Genomic DNA, 23,224 nt, shown 5'->3' on the forward strand with positions numbered 1-23,224 from the left:
CTATGTTATTCCTCATTATACTTATACTTTCATTTGCCAGCGGATATTTTTTACCCTGGTGGATAGTTGCCATTATATCTTTTTTAACGGCCCTTATTATTGGCACTACAGCAAGAAGTTCCTTTTGGCAAGCCTTTATTGCTGTTTTGATTGTGTGGACGGTGCTGGCACTCTTTAAAAGCATACCTAATGACCATATCATGGCCACAAGGATAGCCCATTTATTCCACCTGCCGGGCTGGGGTTACATATTAGCTGTAACAGGCATTTTAGGAGGTTTGGTTGGCGGCATGGCGGCACTTTCCGGGCTGTTGCTCAAACGGGCCTTTCAAAAGCATTAAAACAAAAATGCCCGGAATTTTAACCCGGGCATTTTTGTTATCAGCGCATTTGTTTTAAAACGCGGCCAATGTTTCCTTTAATGTTTTAACCGCTTCGGTATTGCTGCTTGATTGCGCAAAAATATCCTGCGAGGTGGCTTTGGCTCCATAATAAGCAGCATTTGAATCTTTATCGATGCCCAGGTTTGAACCATTGATGGTTATCCCGGCAAACAAACCCCGGCTGCGTGAGTATGAATAAACCTCGGCCTGCAACTTATAATCGGTACTTGCGGTTGAACTGCGGCCAACAGGGCCGGCTGCGGCAGAAATATCACCACCAATAGTAAAATCACCATTTTTAACTTTGGTTAACACACCTTTATGGCGGAACACAAGCACCAGGTCGACAGATTGTACGCCGATTTGCAAGCCAAAGCTACCGCCTGTTAAGGTAACAAACACCGGATCACTCCATTTGCCATTACCCAGTTTCACCATGGCCACGCCTTTGCCGCGTTTACCGCCAATACCAAAACCGGCATTAATCAGTTTGGGGATGATAACAATGCCTTCATATTCTTCCAGCAGCTGATGCGGGATGCTTTCTTTCATCTTGGCAAACTCTTTCAACACATTTGACGAATTATGGATGCGCTCTGTCTGCTTGCTGTCATCGGCCGGTTTTGCCGATATCATTACAAAAAAGAGACCTAACAAAACCGGGAGTCTCAAGAATTTTAATGTTTTCATGGGGATGGATGATTAATATTATTAATTATATATATTTCAATACTTAACTAACCGCCAAAACACGTACTTGTTTTTTAATTTTATGTAATAGGAAAGTCAAACACGCTCAATTTTGCATATAAAACAACATGCCTGGGCATTTCTGGCATGCAAATATTCAATGTTATCATTTTCGGCAAATATTTCGCTGATCAGTTCATCAACATCTGCATCGCCAACAAGCCGGCTTAAAATCATTTGCTGAGCCTTACTGTAACCTATAAGCGATAGCGGGAAACTTTTTTTATTAGCCTTAATCTCTGGCGGGAAACGATAAATATCACTATACTCCTCCACATCTTCAGCATGAATAAAAATCGGCCCTGGCTGGTTATAGGCATTTTCAATTTCAAAAGGCGAATGCTTTAGCAACAGGCGTTTATCAACATTACGTTTAAACGGTTTAAGCGAAACCCGGCATGGCCCAAGTCCGGTAGCCAGTTGTTCAACCACTTCACCTCCAAAATCGTCAGTCATGGTTGTCCTTATTTTTTTGGCGAATGATTTTGATAGCGGTACAATTTTAAATGTGTTCATGATTATTTTTTTTTAGATAGATCAAAGTTCAGGCGATAAGCAAAGCATTTCAATCCGAAACTTGCGGAGTTTATCCGAATGAACCTGATTTATAGGATTGACGGATTACCTTGATATCGTGCCAATGCTATAATCAAGCCAATCATGGTTCGTCCTGATATCATGGAAATCCCATAATCAGGCAAATCATGGTTCAAATCTTGGTTTTCCTTATCTTTGCCCCTAATGGACAAACCCGGTAAACAGCAGGTATTCTCTATCAGTACCGATGATCAATTTAATGAAACAGCCTTGCAGGTTTTTAATTACCAGGCAAAGCATAACCCGGTTTACAGGCAGTTTATTGAAGGGTTAAAAATTGATCCGTTAGCAATTAAATCTTACAGCCAGATCCCATTTTTACCTATTGAGTTTTTTAAATCACATACCATATTAAGTACCGGTGGGCCTGTTGAAGTAACCTTTACAAGCTCAGGCACTACAGGTATAATCACCAGCAGTCACCGGGTCACCGATAAAACCTGGTATGAAGATAGTTTCCGTAAAGCATTTGCTATTTTTTATGGCGATATCAGGGACTATACTGTTTTAGCTCTGCTGCCTTCCTACCTGGAGCGCGAAGGCTCATCGCTTATTTACATGGTTGATGACCTTATTAAACAATCAAACAACCCGGACAGCGGTTTCTTTTTGTATAATCATGATGAGCTTTTTCAACAGCTAAAAAAACAACAGGATGCCCGGAAACCTACACTTTTAATTGGGGTAACTTTCGGCCTGCTTGATTTTATTGAAAACTACCAGGTAAACTTCCCCGAACTGGTGGTAATGGAAACCGGCGGCATGAAAGGCCGCCGCAAGGAAATGATCCGCGAGGAGCTGCACGCCGTTTTGGGCAAAGGTTTTGGTGTAAAGCAGATCCACTCCGAATATGGGATGACGGAGCTGCTATCACAAGCTTACTCCAAAGGCGCCGGCATTTTCAATTGCCCGCCATGGATGAAGATCATCATCCGTGATACTAACGATCCGCTCAGTACGTTACAAACTGGTAAAACAGGTGGTATCAGCGTTATTGACCTGGCCAATATCAACTCCTGCGCGTTTATTGCCACACAGGATTTGGGCAGGATTTACCCTGATGGCTCTTTTGAAGTATTGGGCCGGTTTGATCAATCAGACATCCGCGGATGTAATTTGCTGATTGCTTAATACCATTTGAGAATCAAGACGTCAGGAACCAAGATTGGGGAAAACTTGATTCTTAACGCTTGATTCTTGACTCTTTAACAGGTATAATTGTTATTTTTGCGCGCATCATAAATGCTAAAGATATGATTGAGAAATTTTTAAACGAGGAACAAGATCCTAAAACAGTTGAAAAGGTTTATTCACGCCTTGTTGATCTGCTTTCTTCAGGCGAAGAGGTGATCTACATTGCCGTTCAGAAAAAGCCGCTGGTAAACCTTTTTCCTGATTGTATAGCTATTACCAACAAACGTGTATTGTTTTTTACCCCGGCCAACCTGGGGCTATCTATCAAGTTTGTTGATTTTGTTTGGAAAGATATCGTTGATGTATATACCAAGGAAGAAATTATCGGCTCCATTTTCAGCGTAAAAACCACCGGGGGCGCCGAAATGGCTGTTGATTACCTGCCTAAAGTTCAGGGCCGTAAATTATACCAGTACGCCCAGGAACGTAAGGAGGTTGAACGTGAAGCCCGCCGCCAGCGCGACCTGGAGCAAAAACGTGCCGAATCGGGTGCTATCCAGCTGGAAAATTCGCCTGCCCGTGCTTTTGTACCGCCGGCATCGCCGCAGCCGTTTTCTCAGCCAAATGGCTACACCGCACCTGCTGCACCGGTAACGCCGCCCGCACCAGTTGCTGCCCCTGCGCCTGTTGTACAGGAAACACCTCCGCCTGCAGCACCAAAGCCTGATGAGCTTACCGAAAAACTAAAAAAACTGAAAACCCTGTTTGATAACGGCCTTATTTCGCAGGAAGAATATAACGCCAAAAAGATTGACCTGTTAAGTGACTTATAATCATTTAGCCATTATAAAAAGAGAGGCTGTATCATAAAATCATGATACAGCCTCTTTTTTTATCTAAAAGGCTGGCAACTAATCTCTAATCACCAACCTCTAATCTCTAAAAAGACCTAAAGCGCTAACACTTCTTTAACACGGTCGGCAGCTTCTTTCAGCAATATTGCCGAATAAACTTTTAAACCTGAATTATCAATCAATTCTTTTGCTTCGGCAGCGTTTGTACCCTGTAAACGAACGATAATTGGAACCGGGATATTACCGATCTCTTTATAAGCATCAATTACACCTTGTGCAACGCGGTCGCAACGTACAATACCACCGAAGATGTTGATCAGGATGGCTTTTACATTAGGATCTGAAAGGATGATATTGAAACCTGCTTTTACAGTTTGCGCGTTAGCAGTACCACCAACGTCAAGGAAGTTAGCAGGCTCGCCACCGGCAATTTTAATGATATCCATAGTAGCCATAGCTAAGCCGGCACCATTAACCATACAGCCTACGTTACCGTCAAGCTTAACATAGTTAAGGTTTGATTTACTGGCTTCAACCTCGGTTGGATCTTCCTCATCAGTATCACGCATTGCAGCGTAATCCGGGTGACGATATAAAGCGTTGTCGTCAAGATTTACCTTAGCGTCAACGGCTAAAATTTTATTATCAGAGGTTTTTAAAACCGGGTTAATTTCAAATTGTGATGAGTCGGTACCTTCATAGGCTTTATATAAAGCGGCAATGAATTTGGTCATGTCTTTAAACGCCTCGCCTTCAAGGCCAAGGTTAAAAGCTATTTTACGGGTTTGGAAGCCCTGTAAACCAACTTTAGGATCAATCTCTTCTTTAAATATAAGCTCAGGAGTTGAGTGTGCAACTTCCTCAATGTCCATACCGCCTTCGGTGCTGTACATGATGATGTTACGGCCACGTGCGCGGTCAAGCAATACGCTCATGTAAAACTCTTTGGTTTCGCTTTCGCCAGGATAATAAACATCCTGTGCCACTAAAACCTTCTTAACGTGTTTACCTTCAGGACCAGTTTGCGGCGTTACCAATTGCATACCTAAAATGTTACCGGTATGTTCTTTTACCTGATCAATGTTTTTGGCAAGCTTTACACCGCCGCCTTTACCACGGCCACCTGCGTGGATCTGTGCTTTTATCACTACCCAGCTTGATCCCAGGTCTTCTTTCAATTTTTGGGCAGCCTCAACAGCCTGCTCAACAGTATCGGCTACAATGCCTTCCTGAACTCTAACGCCATAGCTTTTTAATATAGCTTTACCCTGATATTCGTGAATATTCATGTTTTGAAGAATTTGCGGTAAAGCTACAATTTTGTTTGAAACGGTAAACACCTTGTTTCAGTTTATTTGCCCTTATTTGGGTAAATAACATTGTATTTACAATAACATTTAGGACACCTATTTTAAGCCGGCGAAAGCATAAAGAAGAAAACTAATAAAACAGCAATTATCGGAGTTGCTGTTATGTTTTATCAAGGCCTCCTCAATATATTTCCAAAATCCGAAATCGAACATCCGAAATCCGAAATCCGAAATCCGAAATTAATAATGGCGTTGCCTGCGGCCCGGGCTATGCGCTACAAGTCCTCGCTTTGCCAACCCGTAGGGCCATCACACGCTCCGGGCTTTCCGCTCCTATCCCTAACGCGGCCTCCGCACAAACCCGTAAAAAATGTTTGCGTCTTAGCGCACTTGCGGGAAATAACAAATCCATCCAACCCAAACAAATAAATCAGCTAATCCGTTAACTTTGTCAAATGCTTAAAGCCAGATCTATCCATAAATCATACGGACAGTTACAAATATTAAAAGGCGTTGACCTGGAGGTACAAAAGGGCGAAATAGTGACCATCGTTGGCGCCTCTGGTGCCGGGAAAAGTTCACTGCTTAATATATTAGGTACGCTTGACAGGCCCGACTCAGGCGAATTATACATCAATGATATTGAACTGAATAAACTCAGCAACAAAAACCTGAGCGATTTCCGTAACCGGCAAATTGGCTTTATATTCCAGTTTCATCACTTGCTGGCCGAATTTAGCGCTCTTGAAAACGTTTGTATCCCGGCTTTTATAGCAGGAAAACCCAAACTTGATGCTGAAAAAAAAGCAGCAGAACTGCTTGACCTGCTGGGTTTAAAAGACAGGCTGCATCATAAACCTAACCAACTATCGGGCGGCGAACAACAACGGGTAGCCGTAGCACGGGCGCTGATCAATAACCCGGCACTTATTTTTGCTGATGAGCCTTCGGGCAACCTTGATTCGGTTAACGCGCTTGAACTTCATGAATTATTTATTAAGCTGAAGAATGATTTCAGGCAAACCTTTGTAATTGTTACTCATAATGAAGATCTTGCAAACCTGTCAGACCGCACAGTCACCATGAGGGATGGTTTAATTGTTAACGGTCAGTAACCATATGAGCATTTTAATTACCGCCGCTACATCGGCACAAGCCTACCAGCTCAAAAACAAACTGGAAGGAAAAAAAATTATTTTGGGTGACCATATGGACCTGCCCGATTTTATGGTAAAAACAGGCAAAATGATCTTGTTGCCCAAACCAGCTTCGGCAAGTTATACACATGAAATGTTAACGCTTTGCCTTGATAAGGGTATCGATTCGGTTTATTTATTAAGGCCCGATGAAACAGCACTTTTACTTAAGGCAGAAACCCTTTTTAATGAATACGATATAAACCTACACGTAATTGCTTAATGGACTATAAGGATATTGATAAACGTAAAACAGCTTTTATTTTTGAGTTAGATGATGTGCTTTATCCAGCAAAGGATTATTACTTTCAGGCTTATTACCTGTTTGCAAACATGCTTGAATATATTGAGCTTATAGATGCAAAAGCAGCAACCAAAGTATTAACTGATACGTATATAGCTGAAGGTAAGGATGCTGCGTTTAACCATTTGACCGGGCAGTTCCCGGTGGCCGAACAATATCGCGATAAATTTGAGAACCTGCTTTTAACTGCCAAACTACCGCTGAAACTGCTTTTATATCAAAATATACTTACCTTGATGCAGGATATTGTGGTCGACCGCAAAAAACTGTTCATTGTAACTAATGGCAACGTACAGGAACAGGTAAATAAAATAAAACAAACCGAATGGCACGGACTGGAAAAATATCTCCGCTGCTATTTTACCGAAGAAACCGCGCCAAAACCCGAACCAGATGTAATTAACCTGCTTATTCAGGAACATGGCATCCAGCGTAAAGAAATAATGATGATTGAAAATTCGGAAACCGACAGGCTGTGCGCCGAAGCAAGCGGCATTGACAGCATTAATGTTAAAGATTTTTTATAGCATTGGCTATAACATACTTACTAACAAGGCGTTTAAATACTTAAACTCAAACTTATGAGAAAAACATTTTACTTTTTAGTCTTTATCTCCATTGCTTCATTATCGGCCTGTAAAAAAAACAAGCCGCTGGATAATGGTGATGGTGATACCTCGGGACCGTCAAGCACCGGCACCGCGCTTGACCGTATAAGAGATTCTGTTTTTTTATATCCGCAGGAAACTTATTTGTGGTACAACCAGCTTCCAACCTATAAAAACTTTCAGCCCCGTAATTATGTCAGTACCGACACCATTACCGGGTTAAGCAGCGAGGTTGACCATTTATCGCAATATGCCATAAATCCGGCAAGCTCTCAACCGTACGAATATTATGATAATACCGGCACGGCCAAATACTCGTTTATTGATGATGGGTCCGTATCAAATGAATTGAGTGGCAATGGCGGCGACTTCGGCTTTTCGGTATTCTACCCTACCCGCTCAGATCTGAGGATTAAATATGTATACCCCGGATCACCAGCTGATCAGAAAGGTATTAAACGCGGTTACCAGATCACAAAGATCAATGGCCGTACGGACCTTGCTTATGATGACGGCGGTACAACTACACAGTTTGTAATACAGGCCTATGCTTATAGTAAAACTATAAGCATGACACTAACCAGGCCTGATAATACCACCATTGATGTAACGCTGAATACGGCTAATTATACGATTAACCCAGTTATCACCTATAAAACATTAGACGTGGGTTCGGGCAAAACGGCAGGGTATATGGTTTTCAATTCATTCACAGATCTGGCTAATGCCAAACCTAAAATATTAGAGGCCTTAAACAGCTTCACCGGTATTTCTGACCTCATCATTGATTTAAGATATAACGGCGGTGGATCAGTGGAAACTGCCGAATATTTTGATAACCTTTTGGTGCCTTCGGCAAAAAACGGCACTAAAATGTATACCGCTTATTTTAATGATAAGCTCACCAGCGATAACTATACCTTGTTTAAAAACCTCTACGAAATCCCCAAAGGATTTTTTTCGGTAAGCAACCAAACTGTTAATTTTCAGAAACAAGGGTCGCTTAATTTAAGCCGGATATTCTTTATAGTTGGTAGTGGCACTGCGTCGGCGAGTGAATTAACCATTAATAACCTTATCCCTGAGCTTGACGTTCAATTAATAGGCTCAACTACTTACGGTAAACCGGTTGGCTTTTACGGTATTGACATCAATAAATACCAGCTGTATATGCCAATGTTCTCTACCAGAAACTCGGCGAATAATGGCGACTACTATACCGGTATGACACCGGGAAAGGATCCTTATAAAGGAGTTAGCGCAACTGACGATCTAACCAAAGATTTTGGCGATCCTACAGAAGGATTATTGGCACAGGCTTTAAGTTATATCACAACCGGCAAGTATAAAACCGGCTCAATAACAACGCAAAGCCTGGCTACCTCATCAAAAAATATACTTTCGGCCGATCAAAAACGCGAAATGGAGCACAGGTTTAGCCGCAGTAAGGTAAAAGGCCTGATGCTTAAAACGCCATCGGTGTTTAAAAAGAAGAAATAAAATTTTTCCGTATCATTTAAAAGGCGAAGGGCTAAAAAGCTTTTCGCCTTTTTTATTAAAAGCCGAAGGCGTTAAGCATAAAGCTTTATTTGATCGACCTTTGCCGTTGTTGGTGTTGTCACCACAGGTGTTCGGAAGATTTCTCAATTCCCTCCTTGGGGAGGGGTGCGGCAGAGTCGTGTAACGGCAGGGAGGGGTTTATGCGTCGTTAAAGCAGATAAGTCTGCCGTCGAAACCCCTCCCTACACCCTCCCAGGGGTAATAGCCCATCAAAAGGCATAATCGTGAAAATCATTGCGTATATCGACTCACCCCGACATCGCTGCGCTCGCCACCCCTCTCTACGCAAGCGTAAAGAGGATTTTAATTTGTTTTTTCTTACCCTCTTTATCCGAAGGATAGAGAGGGTAATCCAGCGTAGCGGAGACCGGGTGAGTCAACTGTACGGCTTGTCATTTCCCGTTACTGTCTTTTTTATAGGCTATTACCCTCCCAAGGGAGGGAATCGCACAATCCCCTTTGCAGTTGTTGGTGTTGTCACCAACAACTGTATGCTATGTTAACCGACTTTAGTGATTAATAAAATCATACAGATATAGAGTTTTATTAGCTTTAAGCTTTCAGCAACTAATCGGCCAGTTCCCTTAAATCAACAGGCACCACGCGGGAGATCCCTTGCTCAACCATGGTTACGCCGTAAATAACATCTGTACTGGCAATAGTCCGTTTGTTGTGGGACACAATGATAAACTGTGAATCTTTGGAGAAGGTACGGATAATGTTATTGAACTTATCAATATTGGTATCATCCAACGGCGCGTCAACCTCATCAAAAATACAGAACGGGGCCGGTTTTAGCAGGTACAGTGAAAACAGGATAGCCGTTGCCGTAAGCGTTTTTTCCCCGCCCGATAGCTGGTTGATAGATAATGGCCGTTTGCCTTTTGGCTTCGCGATAATATCGATATCCGATTCGAGCGGATGATCAGGATCAGTCAGGATCAGGTCGCATGAATCCTCTTCATTAAACAGCGAGCGGAATACTTTGATAAAGTTTTCGCGCACCATAATAAAAGCGGTCATGAACTTATCCTTAGCGGTATCATCAATTTCCTGAATGGTAGCCAGCAACGAAGCTTTAGCCTCACTCAGATCTTTCTTTTGCGCCTGGATAAAGGTATAACGCTCGTTCATTTCGTTATAAGCTTCAACTGCCATCGGGTTTATGGCGCCAAAATCATCCAGTTGTTTTTTCAGCTTTTCGGCTTTTTCACGCAGGTCCTGCTCATTTTCACCTTCAGGCACTTCGCTTTCGGGCAAGTCTTCAATATCTATATTAAACTCCACCGAAAGCCGTTCTTTCAGCGCGTTCAGGTCTATCTTTAAATTATTTCGTTCATCGCGCAGCTCGTTCTCAATAACTTCGCTGTTTTCTTTTTTTCGCCTTAACGAGCTTACCTGGTTTTCATTTTCGGTGATCAGGCCACGCCATTGATAATACTCCTGTTCGGCTTGCTGCGTAGCTTTTTCCAGGTTTTCCTTCTGCTCGTACATTTCAAGCAGGTTATCGTCCGAGTTATCGGCCAGCTTCAGGTTTTCCTGTATGGCAACTTTTACCTTTTCAAGTTCGCTGCTATTTTGCCTTATGCGTGTTTCGAGGCCTTCCTGCTGGGTATCACGATAGTCAAGGTCTTTCACTAAACCCGATACCTTATTTTGCTGCTGATGGAAACGGATGTTTTCCTGGTTGTAAGCGTTTGATTGTACCGATACGTATTCGTTCAGTTCATTAAAAGCCATTTGCTTATCGGCCAATAAATCACTTTGGATCTGCCGCTGGGTTTTCAGCTCGGCCAACTGCGGTTGCAGGGCAGCCATTTCATCCTTTATCCCTGCAATTTTGCGGGCGATGTCTTCTTTGCGGTTAAGACTGTTTTCAATAAAGGTTTGATATTGCTCCTGGCGGGTCTTAACGGTGATGAGTTCGTTATTTAACCTGTTCAGAATTTGTTGCTGCTCATTGATCTCAGCTGCCTTTGTTGACGAACGCAAAGCAGCAAGTTTGTTCTGCAATTCATCAGATTTTGTTCTGAACGCCCCTACCTGGTTCTCTATGCCGCGAATCTCTTTGGCTAAATTTTCCAGGTTTTTAGCACGACCGATCCTTTTGCCCTCAAACAAACCCACCGACCCACCGGCCATAGTATGTTTTGATTTATTGAACTTGCCGCTTTTACCAATCAGCATCACGCCCTGCGGCAAAGTTTCGCTGTTGATTTGCCCTTCCTTATCGTCATCAACCAAATAAACACCCTTAAGCAGGTAATTACAAAGCGGCAGGTAATGTTTATCAACCTCAATAACACTCAGCGCAGGGATAGCCCCCTCCTTTTCAAAGCCGACCTGGGCAGGCGCCTCGCCTGCATAATTATTCAGCACAAAGAAATTTGCACGCCCTTTAGCCGAATTGCTGAGCAGGTTTATAGCCTTCACTGCGTCATCGTAGCTTTCAACCACGTAGTAGTTCATGAGCGGCTCCAGGTAGTTTTCAATAGCTACCCGGTATTCCTCCTTACAAAAAAGTACATCACTAAATAATGGAGCATTTTTGGCCCAATCAGTGTTTTTTTTCAGGAACCTGATAGACTCAGGGAAGCCTTCCAAGCTATCAACCATACTTTTGGTAAGGTTGTACTCGTTTTGCCTGGCATCAAGGCGGCGGCTTTCTTTAATAATGGTATCCTTAACCGAGTTCAGTTCAACATCGGTTTCGGCAATCTGCTCTTTTAGCTTATTTTCAAACTCAACAGCTTGTTGAAATTCATCATCAAGTGTTTCCTTGCGGTATTGCAACTCGGCAACCACCTGGTTAAAGTGCGAAAGTTCCACCTCTTTATTGGTGGTATCCTCCATATTGCGCTGGCTTTCCTGCTCCAGGGCCTGTTGCTGGATTTGTAATATATCCAGGTCTTTTTCTGCCTTATAAGCCTGGTTTTGCAGGCGGGTATTGATATTATTAAGCTCATTAAGCTCGTCACGTGCTTCAGTTTGCTGCGCACGCAATTCGTCAACGGCTTCTTTTAAATCAGTTACCCTGCTTTGAATAGTTTGCAGGGTTTCGTCCTCTGTAGCCTTTTCCTCACTTAAACGCTTGATGTTGTATAATACGTGGTTGAGCTGGTTTTTGTCCCGCTCCAGCTCATCTGCTAAGCGCGACTCTTTATCCTGCTGAAACTTAAGCTGCTCATTTTTGATCTTCTTTTCGCTTTCGTAAGCGCGGATTTTTGAAACAAATTCGTTAGTTGTCTTCTGCTGAACAGACAGGTTCTTTTCTTTAGTGATGCTATCCAGCTTCTGCTGCTGCAGCGTAGCTTCCAAAGCATCTATCTGGGCAATGATATCGCCTTTTTCGGCTTTATGCTTTAACTCCTGTTCCTCTATCTTTTTCAATGATTCGCTGAAAGCTACGATCCTGAACGAAGCCAGCATAATGCTCAGCATTTTATACTGCTCTTTAAGGCGATAGTACCGTTCAGTTTTCTTCGCCTGGTTCTCCAGTGATTTGAGGTTCTTCTCAATCTCAAACAGCAGGTCATCAACTCGGGCCAAATCGGCCTCTGTCTCCTTCAGTTTGCTGAAAGTTTGCTTTTTACGAAGCTTGTATTTGGAGATCCCCGATGCTTCCTCAAACAGGTTACGGCGCGAGCCCTCCTTATTAGTAATGATCTCGTCGATCATCCGGAGCTCGATGATAGAATAGGAATCGGAGCCGATACCCGTATCCAAAAAAAGATCGGTAATATCCTTTAAACGGCACTGTACATCGTTAAGCCGGTATTCACTTTCACCGGTACGATAAAGCTTACGGGTTAGCGTTACCTGCGAATAATCGGTTGGCAGTACGTTTTTGGTATTATCAAAAGTTAAGGAAACTTCGGCAAGGTTAGCCGATTTACGGCTCTTGGTACCGTTAAAAATAACGTTATCCATTTTCTCCGAACGAAGCATCCGGGTGCTTTGCTCACCCAAAACCCAACGGATACTATCAACAACGTTCGACTTACCGCAACCGTTGGGCCCCACAATAGCGGTAACACCCTCATTAAAATTGATGGTTATTTTATCGCCAAAACTCTTGAAGCCCTTGATTTCTAAACGGGTAAGCTGCATTTAATTTATTAAGTACCTTGCAAAGTCCAAACCTCCAAAGTAATTATAAATAATTGAGTTTTGAAAGTATATTTTGATTTGAGGAGAAAGGGAAAAGGTTAAAGGCGAAAGGTTACTAGCACCATGTCATTGAGCACAGCGTGACAACCGCACAGAAGCATAACCGCCCTGTATAGCATACGGTTGCTTCGTTGTCCCTCCTTATAATGACGTGATTGTAAGTTATTGATTATTAAGTGTGTTTTAGGAGAGGATTTTTATAATATGGGCGTTGCCTGCGGCCGGGCTGTACGCTCATACTGCACAGGCATTATCCGTTGGCTAACGGACGGTATCCGCTCCCATCCCTAACGCGGCCCACACACCATCCCTGAAATATATTCTACACGTCATCACGGTTTTTTTCAGGGTTGCCCTGATGGTTACTCGCAATGACATAAAGAACGTGTTAAACCCTTATCTCCCCTTTTAAATAAGTAACCGCTTTTCCGCTCATTAGCACACGGTCGCCTTTAAGCTCACACCAAAGTTCGCCGCGCCGGGCTGAAAGCTGGTAGGCATGGAGGCTATCTTTACCTAATCGTTTTGCCCAATACGGGATCAGGTTACAATGTGCCGATCCGGTAACCGGATCTTCGGGAATACCCGCCCCTGGCGCAAAAAAGCGGGAAACAAAATCAGAGTTATCGCCGGGAGCGGTGGCTATGATCCCTACCGTATCCATTTTTGACATGGCGAAGAAATCGGGGGTAAGCTCTTTGATATCCTGCTCGGTTTCATAAACAATAAAATAATCCCTTGAGCGCAAAAAGGCTACAGGTTGCTTTTCGCCAAGCGCTTCGGCCAGTCCGTTCGGCGCCTCAATGGGGATTGGCGGGCGCGACGGAAAATCCATCGTATATTTATCGCCATCGCGCTTTACAGTCAGCGTTCCGGCTTTTACTGTTTCAAAGTGAATGATATCCCCTTCATAACCCATTTCCGAAAACAGGATATGTGCCGAAGCAAGGGTGGCATGCCCGCAAAGATCAATCTCATACTCGGGCGTAAACCAGCGAAGCATATAACCCTCCCCGTTTTTTACAAAAAAAGCGGTTTCTGCAAGATTATTTTCGATGGCTATCATTTGCATGGTAACATCAGGCAGCCATTCATTAAGCGGGCAAATAGCAGCCGGGTTACCTCCAAAAAGCTTATCAGTAAATGCGTCGGCCTGGTATATGGGGATGGTCATAATAAAAATAGTATTTTAGCTAATATAGCGAGGAGAGAGCCAAGATGCAAGGCTATAAGAATCAAGATTTTTCTTATTCAGCTTTTTCAATTATTTTTTTTCCACTTCTTTAATCTTGATTCTTACAATCCTGCTTCTATTTCTCTATTCGATCCATAAAACGGAATTACCCGAATTATATTGGTTAGGTTCGTAAAGTTTATTGCCAGGGTCTATCATCCATTTATCATCCACAATAAACTTGTACAGCTGCTTGCCGGGTTTCAGGTAAACACTTACCGTCCACTCTTTACCGTTAAAAGCAAGTGTGTAACCAAAATCATCAAAGTTGTTGAAGCTGCCTGCTAAATGAACCTTTTTAGCATTATTGAAACCGCTTAGTTTAAACGTATAATTGGGCTTCACCGAAATATATGAATTAACAACGCCCCCCTCCATCATATTACGCGGGTTTTTGGGATCGGTGATCCAGTTATCATCCACAACAAACTTATAGCCATAATTGCCCGGCGGAATAATTAAGGACGACGCCCAACCAGTTTTGGTTTTGGTAAGCGGGATCAAGCCATGCTCCCAATTATTGAAGCTTCCGCCTACGTATACTTTCTTTGCGTTGGTATAACCATCAAGCTTAAATACAACCGTTTCGCCAAGGTTCAGCACGGAGTTGGTATATCCGTCAGCGCCCTGGATTTTATTGGGATTAGCCGGGTCGGTGATCCACTTGCCATCAACCAGGAAACGATACGCCTGTGTACCTTCGTGCAGGTAAAGCTGTTTTTGCCAGCCTTTGGCACTTTTTTCGAGCACGATATTATTAGCGTCCCAATCATTAAAACTCGCCGCCAGTGTTATTTTACGGGCATTGGCATATCCGCTCAGCTTAAAAGTGTAGTTATAACGAAAGTATATCGAATTATCATCATGAACGCTCACCAGGTTGTTATAACGGTCGCTAATCCAATGGCCATCCACAATAAATTTATATTCATACTTGCCGGGTTTCAGCTTTATGTCGGCAATCCAGCCGCTGTCGGTTTTGGCCATGATACCTTTAAGGGTGCTCCAGTTATTGAAGTTGCCTGATAACAATACCCTTTTACTTTGGGCATACCCGGGCAAAAAGAAACGGGTTAAACCAGATGGCAGTTCATGAACGGTAACTTTAGCAAAGTTATTGATACCGAAGTTAACATCAGCCGGATAACCCGGCGACTCGTCATCATTATCTATTTTAGTAGTTATCAGGTATGGTGTGGCTTGCGGGTTCAGGTTAAGGTCCTCAAGCGGCCTGTCGAACTCTACTACATTTCCCCGCTTTTCGGCCATTGTCCAGCCGTCTTTTTTCAGGGCGGTAAAATCGCCCTTTAAAACAGCAGCGGCATTTGCACCTTTTAAACCGGCTTTTTTGAGCAAACTGTCCACTTCTGTTTTGGATGAGCGCATATCAATAAGCAGGACGAGATTATCCTTGCCCATGATCAGATTATTGCGCTTTTGCGCTCTTGCATGTATGGCCATGCAAACCATCGCAAAAAAAACAATAACTATACGCCCGCGCCTTTTCATATTACTGGTTACTGTAAATGTACATTTCAAATTCTTTTTTAACAAAGTTGATGGTGAATATGCCGCGCACAAAAAAGTCATATCCTAAAACACCATCAATTTTGTAGCCGTAAGCATTCCCCATTTTTTCGAGATTGGTTATTAAAATACGGTTTTTCATGTACTTTCGGTCGCCAACGACCAAATTATCAAAACGGGTATAGATCACCTCGATGGAAGTACCGCCGATACCCATAATTTTTGAGCGGCTGATAACCTCCATATCAGGGATCAGTTTTTTTGAACGCCGGTAGTCGAGCAAACTGGTTTCGGCGGCGCTATCAAAAGCAAACCAAAGCACATTGTCGTTAACAGTACCCTTCATTAAAATAACATCATTGAGCATACGGAAAGGGCTTACCATAAAGCGATCGTGAAATACCTTTTCGGCTTCGGGGATGTTGCCATTCTCATCAAGCTTTTGGATATATAGCGTGTTCCTGAAAAGATCAACGGTGATCGCAAAATCGGCAAATAGTTTAGTACCCAGCAATCCCAATATTTTGATCCCCTTACCGTTTTCGATAGATGACAGATCAGTAACATCGGCCCGGAGCTTTGGGTAATGCAATTCAAGGATGTTAAAATTGCGGATATAAGTTGTAAATGAGCTGTTGGCATATCCGTTAATGCCTGCCGATTCCTGTTCGGCTATATGTGGCAAATACCTAAAATAGGTTTCATTTAAAACCAGGTAGGGTGCACCGGTATCCAGCACAAAATTACCCTCGAGCGTATCGATCTGAGCTTCAATAACAATCAGGTTCCCCGCCCTTTTTATCGGAATGACCAAAGTTTTAAAATCACCGGTGGGCGATGGATCAGGATCAGGTTTTGCATTTTTAAAGGTGATGCCATTGATAGTCACATGTTCGCTACCTGCCGCGCTGAAACTACAGGTAAAAAGCAACATGATCAACAGAAAATAAACCTTAGGCATCTCGTTAAATACTTATACCTAATAGACAGTGTTTGGATTGATGTAGTTACAGTAGAAGCATTATTTAGTTTCACAACACGCTACTTTCTTCGACACTATGCCTCTTTATCTTATATGGCTTAAATAACCGTGAGCTATCAAATCGTCAGGGTTTTTAATAGGCCTGGTAGCCCCGTTGGTAATCAGGATAATCCTATCGGCTACGTCCAGGATATTGTAATACTGATGATCGGTAACAATAATACCTTTTACTTTTGCACACTTACGGATGATATCTTTAAACATCTCCGTTTGTACCGGAGAAACATGGGTAAATGGCTCATCGAGCAAAATGAAATCGGCCCGGCTGTAAATACACATCAGGGTTTCCAGTTGCCTGAGTTCTCCCCCGGATAGCTGACCAGCGTTTTGATTATGATACTTTTGATAAATAGGATGGTTGTTAAAGTCATCCCGGAATTGCGGATCAACAACAGGTTCGGCAAGTTTTTTAAGCTTTATGTTTTGCGGCAGGTAACTGTGCTGCGGCAGGTAAGCGATACGCCCGTTGTGATAACCTTTTAATATTGGAATATCATTTATGCTGATGTGTTGGTAAGACGGCTTTAAAGAACCAAACATAATGCGCAGCAGTGATGATTTACCGCAGCCATTGCGTCCAAGCAAACCAACCACTTCGCCCTGCCTGCAATCGATAAAAATATCCTGCAATATCTTACGCCCGCCAAACTCAAGATGAACGCTATCCGTTTTTAAAATATATGGGCCCAATACAGTATGAGTTTTGAAAGGTAAATGAATATGCCATAAGCAACAGCATCTCCAGTAAAACTATAGATGTACAAACTGTTGATATTATAGCCCGCGTTTCGGAAGTAGAAAAATGTTCTGTTGGCGTTTTGATAAATATATTGGAAACCAGCGGCGAGGCCGTAACCTATCAGCTTAAAAATGTACGACTCTACGAGGTTAATCTTGCCCGGAAGCACGTAGTAAGCGCAGGCCGCGCTGGTAATCAGGCACCATAACAATATCGGCTTATAAAAATACCAGGTGATTTTTATGGTGTTACGCATTCAGCTAATCATGACAGGTGAGCTAAGATAACGCAGGTTGTGGATTAAAATTTTCTCCGCAGGCAATTCTAATTTTGTTTACCGGCAGATGCGGGTGGCGGGTGGTTCGGAGATACAGTAGCCACAGATACAATTTTTGATCAGCGCAAGACTTTGCTTTATACTGATGTGGTGTTCCACCGGCGCGTAAAACGGAAATTATTCATTTGCATGTTTAACGCCCACGCTTGCTTTAGCGTTGCTATGTGGGCGTGGGCGCTTAACGGGACCCGCACATTCCCTTATTCACAAACCTTATTCAACCCGCTCCTTTATCGCTGCTTCCCAGCCTATTATTGCGTTTTTACGGGTACTGCCCCAATGATACTGGCCGATTTCGCCGGTTGATTTAATTACCCGGTGGCAAGGGATCAGAAACGCAACGGGGTTACTACCCACCGCTGTGCCAACTGCGCGGTAAGCATTTTCGCTGCCTGCCTTTTTGGCAAGCGAGGCATAAGTGGTCAATCCTCCGGCAGGCACTTTCAATAACGTTTCCCACACCTTGATCTGGAAATCGGTACCTTTTAAATGCAACTTGATCTCGTCCAGACGGCTCCAATCCTGCGTAAAAATAAACAAGGCGTTCTGCTGGATCCTATCGACCAATTGGTTGTATACCGCATTTGGGAAACTTATCTTCAGTTGCTCCAATGCTTTCTCTTCGCCTTCGTCAACAAAAGCCATATGGCAAATGCCTTTAGAGGTTGAAGCAACGATCACCTTACCAAAAGGTGTATCGGCAAACGAATAGTTGATGTGCAGCATGGCACCGCCGTTGCGATATTCGCCAGGGGTCATACCTTCTACTTTAATAAAAAGATCATGTAGTCGGCCACCTCCCGAAAGACCTGTCTCCAGCGCGGTATTAAAAACATTCGCGTCTTCATGTTTCAAGATCTCCTTGGCATGCTCCACACTTAAATATTGCAGGAATTGTTTTGGGGTCACCCCTGCCCAATCCTTAAACATCCGCTGAAAATGGAAGGGACTTAAATTAACATGTTCCGCAACTTCATCCAGTTTAGGTTGCGCCTTAAAATTTTCTTTGAAAAAGCCTATCGCGTCGGCTATCCTGGTGTAATCTATCTCCTGTTGAGTTTTCATAAAGCCTTATAATTAAATAATCAATTGTGTTTTTTAGTATTCATAACACAAAGGTACCGGCCCTGCCTGCGCTCAACAATCCGATTCTTGCGGAGTTTTCAGGCGGTACGCTCATCAATTATCGTTCTTAACACAATTGCATTATTTAATTTCGGCTCCTTTGAAGAAAACACCAGTGTTACCGTTTTATGCTGCCTGATATAATCAACCAGTTCATCCAAAGCCTTTGTGCCCTCAATTTCAGCGCGGTACTTTTGGTTAAAGGCTTCAAATTTTTCAGGGTCGTGATTATACCATTTCCTTAGCTCGTTAGATGGTGCTATTTCCTTAAACCATTTATCGATATGGGCATCCTCCTTTTTTATTCCGCGAGGCCAGAGGCGGTCCACCAAAATCCGAATGCCGTCATCTTCAGCATGTGGCTCATAAACCCGTTTTACTTTAATATCCATGGTATCTATTTATTAAGGTTTAAAACTCCGCAAGAATCGGATTGCATGCCGATCGCGCCAAAAGTAGTTTTGACACTCTTAAAAATAGCAAAATGACTTCGGAACAAACACTTAAAGCTCACATCAAAACTCTTGATTGGGATCAAATTAATAAAACATTACATAACGACGGTTTTGTAATTGTTAAACAGGTTTTGGGCGAACGTGAATGCGATACATTGATCAGTAATTATGATGCAGACGAATACCGCAAAACCGTTAACATGGAACGCTACAGGTTTGGTTACGGCGAATACAAATATTATAAATACCCGCTGCCTGCAATTATAACCGATTTAAGGGAGAGCGTTTATCCGTACATCGTCCCTGTCGCCAATAAATGGATGAACGAGCTTGGGATTGATAAACAATTCCCCGGTACCCATGAAGAAATGAAGCAGTTAAGCCATGAGGCCGGGCAAACCAAACCTACAGCCCTGATATTACAATATACAAAAGGCGGATTTAACACCCTGCACCAGGACCTTTACGGCGAAGTATATTTCCCTATCCAAATGGTTTTCATGCTCGATCAGCATAACAGGGACTATACCGGCGGCGAATTTGTGATTACCGAGCAAATTCCGCGCGCACAGTCAAAAGTTAATGTACTTACTCCCAACATGGGCGATATGGTTTTATTTACCACTAACTTTAGGCCGGTAAAGGGAAGTAAAGGTTATTACAGGGTGAATATGAAGCACGGCATAAGTCCCGTTCATAGCGGTAAGCGCCATAGCCTGGGCATTATATTTCATGACGCGCTGTCTTAAACAGATTGATGTGACTTTGATTCTGATCATTGAAAATAACGTAAAACATGCTGCAAAACCGTGTAAATCCATCCGGGCAACTTATCAAAACACCAGCGCGGGGTGCCTGGCTCGGTAACCGCGGCATAATCCATAATGAAGACAAAGAAATTGTACGTGCCTTTAAAATTAAAGCCTGGATAACCTGCGTTTTGGAGTTCAGGGGCCGACACCGGGAAATCATGCAACCCAACCGCTGGACTGAGCTTTTCTTTCTTGATGAGGCCACAGCTTTTTCGGCAGGACACCGGCCCTGCTTTCAATGCCGGTATAAAGACCATCAAAAATTTAAAGAGTTTTGGCTAAAAGGCAACCCTCAATACGGTTTTGACATGAAAACACCGGTATCTAAAATAGATGAGATCTTACAAACCGAACGCATTGCAGCTGATAAGTCAAAAGTCACCTATGAAGAAAGACTAAATTCGCTACCCAACGGCACATTTGTAGTTTATGACGATCAGCCGTATTTGTTAAAAGATGATCGGTTATATCGATGGAGCCCTGCCGGATATGAAAAAGGAATAGCGCTGCCTGACGTGGATATACTTCCAATATTAACTCCCCGGTCGTTTGTAAATATGTTCAGTGCGGGATATATTCCGCAGATGGGTGTCTAATTTATCTTATCAAACTTTTTTTAACAACCTACCGCAATATTATGGAGTAAACAGCTTCCAATGTCCTTCTGAAATAACCTCGACGATGCCATCAATCACTTTAATAGCGGTTTGATCGTCAATTGCATATGACGGCACTGGTATTGTGGCCGCCAGTTTTTCAATGCTGGCCAGAGAATTATCCGGAAACCATTCATGATCCAAATGCGGATGCAATGCAAAATCAACAAAACTCAGCGATTTATCGGTGTCAGCCGGTAGTGTATGGTTGCCGTAGGTAGTTCCGTAGCGGGTCATGATCATACTACCGGCGCTCAAGCCAACATATACCATCTTTTGTAAAAGCGACGGCAGCAGATCTGTCAATCCGGATTGCTGCATCCAGTAACATAGGTATTGGCAGTCGCCGCCACCTACCAGTAAAGCATCAGTTTCCCGGAGTATATCAACCCATAACGCTTTTTTGATACTGGGTAAGGCGGTAAGTTCCAGCAGGCCCAGCGATTTCCAACCTAATTCGCAAAAAGGGTCACCTAAGGACCCGCAGATAACCCTTCGTACTATGTCACTACCATTGGGTATGGCATATATCGCGGTGGGGATAAAAAGGGCGCTCGCTTCGGCAACCGGTTTGCCCAACAGCTCTACTAAAGCATTTTGAATACTCAGGTTGCTGATTCCGGCAGATGTAAGAAGTAGCTTCATAATTTGTTGGATTATCATCAATATTAATCAAAACGCCGTAATTAAATTCATAAAATATCCAAAACTTCGGCTCCATCCATTCAATCACCCCGTTCGTCGGTACAAAATTTCATATTGCTATCCGGAAGCTATTTTTACAACATCAAATAATAATTTGATCAGTGATAAGGTTTAGGTTAAAGCTTCCAAGCAGCGAGTGCAAGGAAGCTTTTTTATTTCACCCTCGCCTGCTCTTCCAAATCCACAACTGTTAAGCCAACAGTACTAACTCCTAAGTCAAAGTCGTTCTTTCTCTTTCCGCTACTTAAAACTTATGACTTTAGACTAAAGACTATTTGTTGATCTATAAATGATACGACAACTCCCCGTTCATCTATACAATATCCCGGTTTACCGACACATGATTGTTAAAACTTCCGTTCATCTTCACCTTTGATTTATAATTCAGAAGCAGGGACACTGAATTATAGTTTTTTTCGTATAAGATGAAGCACCTGTGCAATGTACAGGTGCTTTTTTTAAATTAGATGCTAAAATATGTGCCAGCCATTAGCTACGGCATTAATGAATAAAAGAATCTTAAAATAAAATGATCCGCTCAAAAGCAACCACTTTTTTTATTCATGCTGCAGGCTGGCTTGTGTTTTTAGGGTTCCCGCTATTGTTCATGAACCGTACGCAGCAAAGCAGCGCCGGTACCTATACGGTATTATTTTCTCCTTACTATTGGCTGTTTTGTCTCACCTATATATTTATGTTTTACCTGAACGCCTGGTACCTGGTGCCAAAGTTCGTGTTCCGTAAAAGATATATCTGGTATGGGCTTATTGTGCTATTACTTTCAGGCTGTGTTTACTTTTTGCAGCCTTTTGATAACCTGCTTCTTCACAATCTCATTAAAGGAAACAAGCCTATAGCAACAGCCGCGCCCAATCCGCAGCCTATAGGCCCGCAAATTACGCCTACAGGTATCGACAGTTCAGCACCCAATCAGCAAAATATGCCTTTTGGCCCGTTGCCGCATGAGGACCTGCGGATGCAGGACCCCAGCCTCAAACCCGCCAACCGCATCATTTTCATTCATCAATCGGGCAATATTGATATGGTGGCGTTGTTTATTTTCATTATTGTAATGGGACTGAGCGTTGCCATTGCCACCGTTCAAAAGTGGCAGCTTACCGAGCAGATGGTTACCCGTGCCGAAGCTGAAAAAGCCCATGCCGAGCTCTCTTTTCTTAAAGCACAGATCAACCCTCATTTCCTGTTCAATACGCTGAATAATATTTATGCCTTATCGGTTACTAACAGTGAGCATACTTCCGAAAGTATCATGAAGCTGTCCAATATAATGCGTTACGTAACTGACGAGGTAACTGAGGATTTTGTATTGCTGCAAAATGAGATTGATTGTATCAATGACTATATCGACCTGCAACGCCTGCGCCTCGGCAAAAAAACAAAGCTTGATTTTGAAGTTTCGGGCGAGATTGACAACCAAAAAATTCCGCCCCTGATACTGATGACCTTTATTGAAAACGTTTTTAAATACGGCGTAAGTAAACATCAGCCATCCGTTATCAATATATGCTTAAGGGTAAACGGCAATCAGATGCTGTTCATTTGCAAAAATACCATTTTCGAAAAACGACCTGCTACCGAACGCAAAGGTATTGGCATTGCCAATAACCGCCAGCGCCTGCAACATATTTACCCTAACAAACACCGGCTTGACATTAGCGCGGCCGATGGCAATTTTATTGTTGAACTGGAGATTAATGCTTAAAAA

Annotated in this window: 22 protein-coding genes; 10 read left to right on the forward strand and 12 right to left on the reverse strand. The window is 42.9% G+C overall.

The window, feature by feature from the left end:
• Positions 1-2 precede the first annotated feature (2 nt).
• Positions 3-341: a hypothetical protein gene (locus tag SNE26_RS15115; RefSeq protein ID WP_321554770.1), complete on the forward strand. Its 339-nt coding sequence runs from the start codon at positions 3-5 to the stop codon at positions 339-341.
• 54 nt (positions 342-395) lie between these two features.
• Here SNE26_RS15115 and SNE26_RS15120 read toward each other — a convergent pair whose 3' ends face one another.
• Together SNE26_RS15120 and SNE26_RS15125 are read right to left on the reverse strand one after the other, a co-directional pair.
• Positions 396-1,073 (reverse strand): lipid-binding SYLF domain-containing protein, encoded by a 678-nt coding sequence (locus SNE26_RS15120; RefSeq protein WP_321554771.1) that lies wholly within the window; start codon positions 1,071-1,073, stop codon positions 396-398.
• 96 nt (positions 1,074-1,169) lie between these two features.
• Positions 1,170-1,649 (reverse strand): DUF1203 domain-containing protein, encoded by a 480-nt coding sequence (locus SNE26_RS15125; RefSeq protein WP_321554772.1) that lies wholly within the window; start codon positions 1,647-1,649, stop codon positions 1,170-1,172.
• A 225-nt stretch (positions 1,650-1,874) separates the two neighbouring features.
• Between SNE26_RS15125 and SNE26_RS15130 the strand changes: the two genes are divergently transcribed.
• Complete coding sequence (locus tag SNE26_RS15130) at positions 1,875-2,861, forward strand: acyl transferase (RefSeq protein WP_321554773.1); 987 nt, start codon at positions 1,875-1,877, stop codon at positions 2,859-2,861.
• A 122-nt stretch (positions 2,862-2,983) separates the two neighbouring features.
• Positions 2,984-3,697: a PH domain-containing protein gene (locus SNE26_RS15135; RefSeq protein WP_321554774.1), complete on the forward strand. Its 714-nt coding sequence runs from the start codon at positions 2,984-2,986 to the stop codon at positions 3,695-3,697.
• 116 nt (positions 3,698-3,813) lie between these two features.
• Here the strand turns inward: SNE26_RS15135 and sucC are convergent, their stop codons facing one another.
• Positions 3,814-5,007 carry an ADP-forming succinate--CoA ligase subunit beta gene (gene sucC, locus SNE26_RS15140; protein WP_321554775.1) on the reverse strand — a complete coding sequence of 398 codons (1,194 nt, stop codon included), beginning with the start codon at positions 5,005-5,007 and terminating at the stop codon, positions 3,814-3,816.
• A gap of 476 nt (positions 5,008-5,483) precedes the next feature.
• On the opposite strand from sucC, the gene SNE26_RS15145 reads away from it, so the two are divergent.
• The 4 genes from SNE26_RS15145 to SNE26_RS15160 are packed head-to-tail and all read left to right on the forward strand — an operon-like array spanning position 5,484 to position 8,636.
• Positions 5,484-6,143, forward strand: coding sequence for an ABC transporter ATP-binding protein (locus tag SNE26_RS15145; RefSeq protein WP_321554776.1), 660 nt, complete (start codon positions 5,484-5,486; stop codon positions 6,141-6,143).
• A gap of 4 nt (positions 6,144-6,147) precedes the next feature.
• Positions 6,148-6,447 (forward strand): hypothetical protein, encoded by a 300-nt coding sequence (locus SNE26_RS15150; protein WP_321554777.1) that lies wholly within the window; start codon positions 6,148-6,150, stop codon positions 6,445-6,447.
• A complete protein-coding gene (locus SNE26_RS15155; protein WP_321554778.1) occupies positions 6,447-7,055 on the forward strand; it encodes an HAD hydrolase-like protein in 609 nt (202 codons plus the stop codon). Before SNE26_RS15150 ends, SNE26_RS15155 begins: the two co-directional genes overlap by 1 nt.
• Positions 7,056-7,109: 54 nt before the next feature.
• Positions 7,110-8,636 carry a S41 family peptidase gene (locus SNE26_RS15160; protein WP_321554779.1) on the forward strand — a complete coding sequence of 509 codons (1,527 nt, stop codon included), beginning with the start codon at positions 7,110-7,112 and terminating at the stop codon, positions 8,634-8,636.
• Between the two features lie 627 nt (positions 8,637-9,263).
• Here SNE26_RS15160 and smc read toward each other — a convergent pair.
• From smc to SNE26_RS15200, 8 genes are all read right to left on the reverse strand, one after another.
• Positions 9,264-12,806: a chromosome segregation protein SMC gene (gene smc / locus SNE26_RS15165; protein ID WP_321554780.1), complete on the reverse strand. Its 3,543-nt coding sequence runs from the start codon at positions 12,804-12,806 to the stop codon at positions 9,264-9,266.
• 448 nt (positions 12,807-13,254) lie between these two features.
• Positions 13,255-14,040: a PhzF family phenazine biosynthesis protein gene (locus SNE26_RS15170; RefSeq protein ID WP_321554781.1), complete on the reverse strand. Its 786-nt coding sequence runs from the start codon at positions 14,038-14,040 to the stop codon at positions 13,255-13,257.
• 144 nt (positions 14,041-14,184) lie between these two features.
• Entirely contained in the window at positions 14,185-15,609 is a 1,425-nt protein-coding gene (locus SNE26_RS15175; RefSeq protein WP_321554782.1) for a hypothetical protein, read from the reverse strand.
• Between the two features lies 1 nt (position 15,610).
• Entirely contained in the window at positions 15,611-16,588 is a 978-nt protein-coding gene (locus tag SNE26_RS15180) for a pepsin/retropepsin-like aspartic protease family protein (protein WP_321554783.1), read from the reverse strand.
• Positions 16,589-16,693: 105 nt separating this feature from the next.
• Complete coding sequence (locus tag SNE26_RS15185; RefSeq protein WP_321554784.1) at positions 16,694-17,359, reverse strand: ATP-binding cassette domain-containing protein; 666 nt, start codon at positions 17,357-17,359, stop codon at positions 16,694-16,696.
• Positions 17,341-17,664, reverse strand: a complete 324-nt coding sequence (locus SNE26_RS15190; protein ID WP_321554785.1) for a hypothetical protein — start codon at positions 17,662-17,664, stop codon at positions 17,341-17,343. The genes SNE26_RS15185 and SNE26_RS15190 overlap by 19 nt, the downstream gene beginning before the upstream one ends.
• Before the next feature lie 294 nt (positions 17,665-17,958).
• Complete coding sequence (locus SNE26_RS15195; RefSeq protein WP_321554786.1) at positions 17,959-18,810, reverse strand: methylated-DNA--[protein]-cysteine S-methyltransferase; 852 nt, start codon at positions 18,808-18,810, stop codon at positions 17,959-17,961.
• Positions 18,811-18,908: 98 nt separating this feature from the next.
• The gene (locus SNE26_RS15200) at positions 18,909-19,262 is read right to left on the reverse strand and encodes a DUF488 family protein (protein ID WP_321554787.1); all 354 of its coding nucleotides are present in this window, start codon (positions 19,260-19,262) and stop codon (positions 18,909-18,911) included.
• Between the two features lie 92 nt (positions 19,263-19,354).
• On the opposite strand from SNE26_RS15200, the gene SNE26_RS15205 reads away from it, so the two are divergent.
• Together SNE26_RS15205 and SNE26_RS15210 are read left to right on the forward strand one after the other, a co-directional pair.
• Positions 19,355-20,074, forward strand: coding sequence for a 2OG-Fe(II) oxygenase (locus SNE26_RS15205; protein WP_321554788.1), 720 nt, complete (start codon positions 19,355-19,357; stop codon positions 20,072-20,074).
• A 47-nt stretch (positions 20,075-20,121) separates the two neighbouring features.
• On the forward strand, positions 20,122-20,733 hold the full coding sequence (locus SNE26_RS15210) for a hypothetical protein (RefSeq protein ID WP_321554789.1): 612 nt from the start codon (positions 20,122-20,124) through the stop codon (positions 20,731-20,733).
• 39 nt (positions 20,734-20,772) lie between these two features.
• Here the strand turns inward: SNE26_RS15210 and SNE26_RS15215 are convergent, their stop codons facing one another.
• A complete protein-coding gene (locus SNE26_RS15215; protein WP_321554790.1) occupies positions 20,773-21,438 on the reverse strand; it encodes a Type 1 glutamine amidotransferase-like domain-containing protein in 666 nt (221 codons plus the stop codon).
• Between the two features lie 589 nt (positions 21,439-22,027).
• On the opposite strand from SNE26_RS15215, the gene SNE26_RS15220 reads away from it, so the two are divergent.
• The gene (locus SNE26_RS15220) at positions 22,028-23,221 is read left to right on the forward strand and encodes a sensor histidine kinase (protein ID WP_321554791.1); all 1,194 of its coding nucleotides are present in this window, start codon (positions 22,028-22,030) and stop codon (positions 23,219-23,221) included.
• The last annotated feature ends 3 nt before the right edge of the window (positions 23,222-23,224 follow it).

It is taken from the genome of Mucilaginibacter sp. cycad4 (assembly GCF_034263275.1).
Lineage (GTDB): Bacteria > Bacteroidota > Bacteroidia > Sphingobacteriales > Sphingobacteriaceae > Mucilaginibacter.